The 2,811-nt window shown below is 65.6% G+C and carries 3 protein-coding genes and 1 pseudogene; 2 read left to right on the plus strand and 2 right to left on the minus strand.

Annotated elements, in window-relative coordinates; all coding sequences use genetic code 11:
* Window positions 1-170: pseudogene (locus tag AX735_RS26590) on the minus strand (OmpA family protein); the annotation flags it as partial.
* Between the two features lie 216 nt (window positions 171-386).
* Between AX735_RS26590 and AX735_RS01815 the strand changes: the two are divergent.
* On the plus strand, window positions 387-1,700 hold the full coding sequence (locus AX735_RS01815) for a hemolysin family protein (RefSeq protein WP_066274721.1): 1,314 nt from the start codon (window positions 387-389) through the stop codon (window positions 1,698-1,700).
* A 15-nt stretch (window positions 1,701-1,715) separates the two neighbouring features.
* Here the strand turns inward: AX735_RS01815 and AX735_RS01820 are convergent, their stop codons facing one another.
* Window positions 1,716-2,216, minus strand: a complete 501-nt coding sequence (locus AX735_RS01820; RefSeq protein ID WP_060979261.1) for an outer membrane protein assembly factor BamE — start codon at window positions 2,214-2,216, stop codon at window positions 1,716-1,718.
* A gap of 175 nt (window positions 2,217-2,391) precedes the next feature.
* On the opposite strand from AX735_RS01820, the gene AX735_RS01825 reads away from it, so the two are divergent.
* Window positions 2,392-2,811, plus strand: a 420-nt coding sequence (locus tag AX735_RS01825; RefSeq protein ID WP_066274726.1) for a ubiquinol-cytochrome C chaperone family protein, incomplete at its 3' end; no start/stop codon positions are given.

Raw genomic sequence — 2,811 nt, forward strand, 5'->3', positions numbered from 1 at the left:
CGACCACCGACGATATCGCCCAGCAGATAGCCGCCGAGCGCGCCGCCGATGCCGCCGATCGCGGACTTGCTGATGCGCTGCTGGCCGGTTTCCGGATCGGTGACGCAGGCACTGAGTGCCAGGCTGGCCAGGCCCGCAAGGGCGGCGATACGGATGGTCTTGCTGTTCATCATTAGCTCCCGCGAAATGTCTTTCATCGTGCAGACGCATCGCTGCGTCTCATCCGCTTATTCGGTTTCGCGGCTGAATGGTTCCCGAACCCGAATGTAACATCGTTTAATTTCCGGGAACGCGCAGCCCGTTTGCGGGTCTGGTTGCAGGTGCGAAAGCACGTGACACCGCGCGCCCGCACGATATAGGGTGCACGCTTAACCCTGTAAGGCCCGATGGACCCTCTTCCCCCCTTTCCCTGGCTCGATGTCGTCATCATCCTGGCGCTGATCGTGCTCAATGGCGTCTTTGCGATGTCCGAGCTTGCGATCGTCTCGGCGCGCAACGCCAAGCTGGAAGCGATGGCGCGCGATGGCAGCAACGGCGCGCGCACCGCGCTCAAGCTGGGGTCCGATCCGGGCAAGTTCCTTTCCACCGTGCAGATCGGCATCACCCTGATCGGCATTCTGGCGGGGGCCTATTCGGGCGCGAGCCTCGGCGCTCCGGTCGGCGAGCGGCTGGCGCTGGTCGGCGTGCCAGCCGATATTGCCGACAGCGTGGGCTTTGCGCTGGTCATCGGCGTGACCACCTATCTGTCGCTGGTGATCGGCGAGCTGGTGCCCAAGCAGTTCGCGCTGCGCAAGGCCGAGGAACTGGCCGTCATCATGGCGATCCCGATGGACCTGATGGCGCGCGGCGCCGCGCCGCTGGTCTGGGTGCTCGACCGGTCGAGCGCGCTCATCTTCCGCCTGCTCGGGCTGAACCGCGAATCGGAAAACATCGTCACTGCCGAAGAGCTGCAGATGATCTTTGCCGAGGCGACCAAATCGGGGGTGATCGAGGAATCCGAACGCGCGATCATCTCGGGCGTGGTCCGCCTCGCCGACCGTCCGGTGCGCGAGGTGATGACACCGCGCACCGAGGTCGACTGGCTGCCCGCCGATGCCGGACTCGACGATCTCCGCCGCATCATGGCCGAATCGCCGCACAGCCGCCTGCCGGTCGCCAATGGTTCGGTCGACGCGATTATCGGCATCGTCACCGTGCGCGACCTGCTGACCGCGATCATCGAGGGCGCGCCGCTCGATCTGGCCGCGCTCGCGCGACCTGCGCCGATCGTGCCCGACCGCGTCGATGCGATGGATGCGCTGAAAGTGCTGCAGAAGGGCGAGGTGCCGATGGCGCTCGTCCATGACGAATATGGCCATTTCGAAGGGCTGGTGACGCCGGCCGACCTGTTGCAGGCTCTGGTCGGCGATTTTGCCTCGGACCAGGGCGAAGGCGATTCGCCGATGGTGGTCGAGCGCGCCGACGGGAGCCTGCTGATCTCGGGCGGGCTGCCCGCAGACGCGATGGCCGAGCGGCTTGGGATTTCGCTTCCCGAGGACCGCGATTATGCGACGGCAGCCGGTCATGTGCTGCACTGCCTGCGCCACCTGCCCAAGGAGGGCGAGGTGTTCAACGATCAGGGCTGGCGGTTCGAGATTGTCGACATGGACAATCGCAAGGTCGACAAGCTGCTGGTCAGCCGGATCGCCGAGAGCGACTGACCGGCGGCGACGCGCTTATTGCGGCGCGCCTGCGCCCGCGCCCGGGGCACCCACCGCGCCGATATTGCCGAACAGATCCTGGAAGAAGGTGCGCTTGCGGCCGAGCGTCGGCGTCTTTTCGCCTTCGGGATCGATCTTCGCGACCTGATCGAGCCCGGTGAAATCGACCGCCGCGACATTGCCGGCGGCATCGAACTTGACGCGCATCACCTGCTGCGCGGTCGGGCGCGGATTGGCAAAGGCGAGCTGGCGCGTGTCGCGCGCGAAATAATACCATTCGCTGTCGCTGAACTGGCCGGTAAAGGTCGGGCGGCCCAGTGTGCGCTCGACCGATTGGCGATTGTCGACCCCGGGCAGGATCTGACCCGCCAGCGTCTGGTCATAGATGAAACCCTGATGCCCGCGCAGCTGGCCGCATCCCGCCAGCAGCGGCAGCGCTGCCATCGCCACCAGCAAAGCAGCGCGGGGGCGCGAAAACCGGGTCGCGCGAGAGGTCGGAGCTTTGCTGGTCATCATCATTCCTTGGCGGTCTATCCGCGATGTCTGCGGCGCGATGCTGTCAGGCGCAAGCCATGCCGCATGTCTTGCAACTTGCCGTTGGCGCCTCAATATGCACTAAGCCGCTGCATCACAAGTGGCCAATGAATTGTGGCTTAACGCCGCGATTTCCCTGCAGGATATCACACGCCCCATGTCCGTCCTCTCCCGCCTGTTCAGCCGCAAGGACCCGCGCGAGATCGCGCGCGCAGCCTATGACCGCATCATCGCCATGGGCCGCGACCCCTATTGGTATCTCGACGGAAAGGTCGAGGACAGCGTCGACGGCCGGTTCGAGGCGGTGACGATGGTGCTCGCCGCGGTGCTGCTGCGGCTGGAGCATGACGATACCGACCCGCAGGTTCGCCAGTTCTCGGTGTTCCTTGCCGAGCTGTTCGTCGACGACATGGACGGGCAGCTACGCCAGAACGGCGTCGGCGATCTCGTGGTCGGCAAGCATATCGGCAAGATGATGAGCGCCCTGGGCGGACGGCTGGGGGCCTATCGCGAGGCGCTGGCCAGCGGCAATGGCGACCAGCTCGCCCAGGCGCTGCGCCGCAACCTCTATCGCGAC

Source organism: Blastomonas sp. CCH1-A6 (assembly GCF_001556365.1).
Classification (GTDB): domain Bacteria; phylum Pseudomonadota; class Alphaproteobacteria; order Sphingomonadales; family Sphingomonadaceae; genus Blastomonas; species Blastomonas ursincola.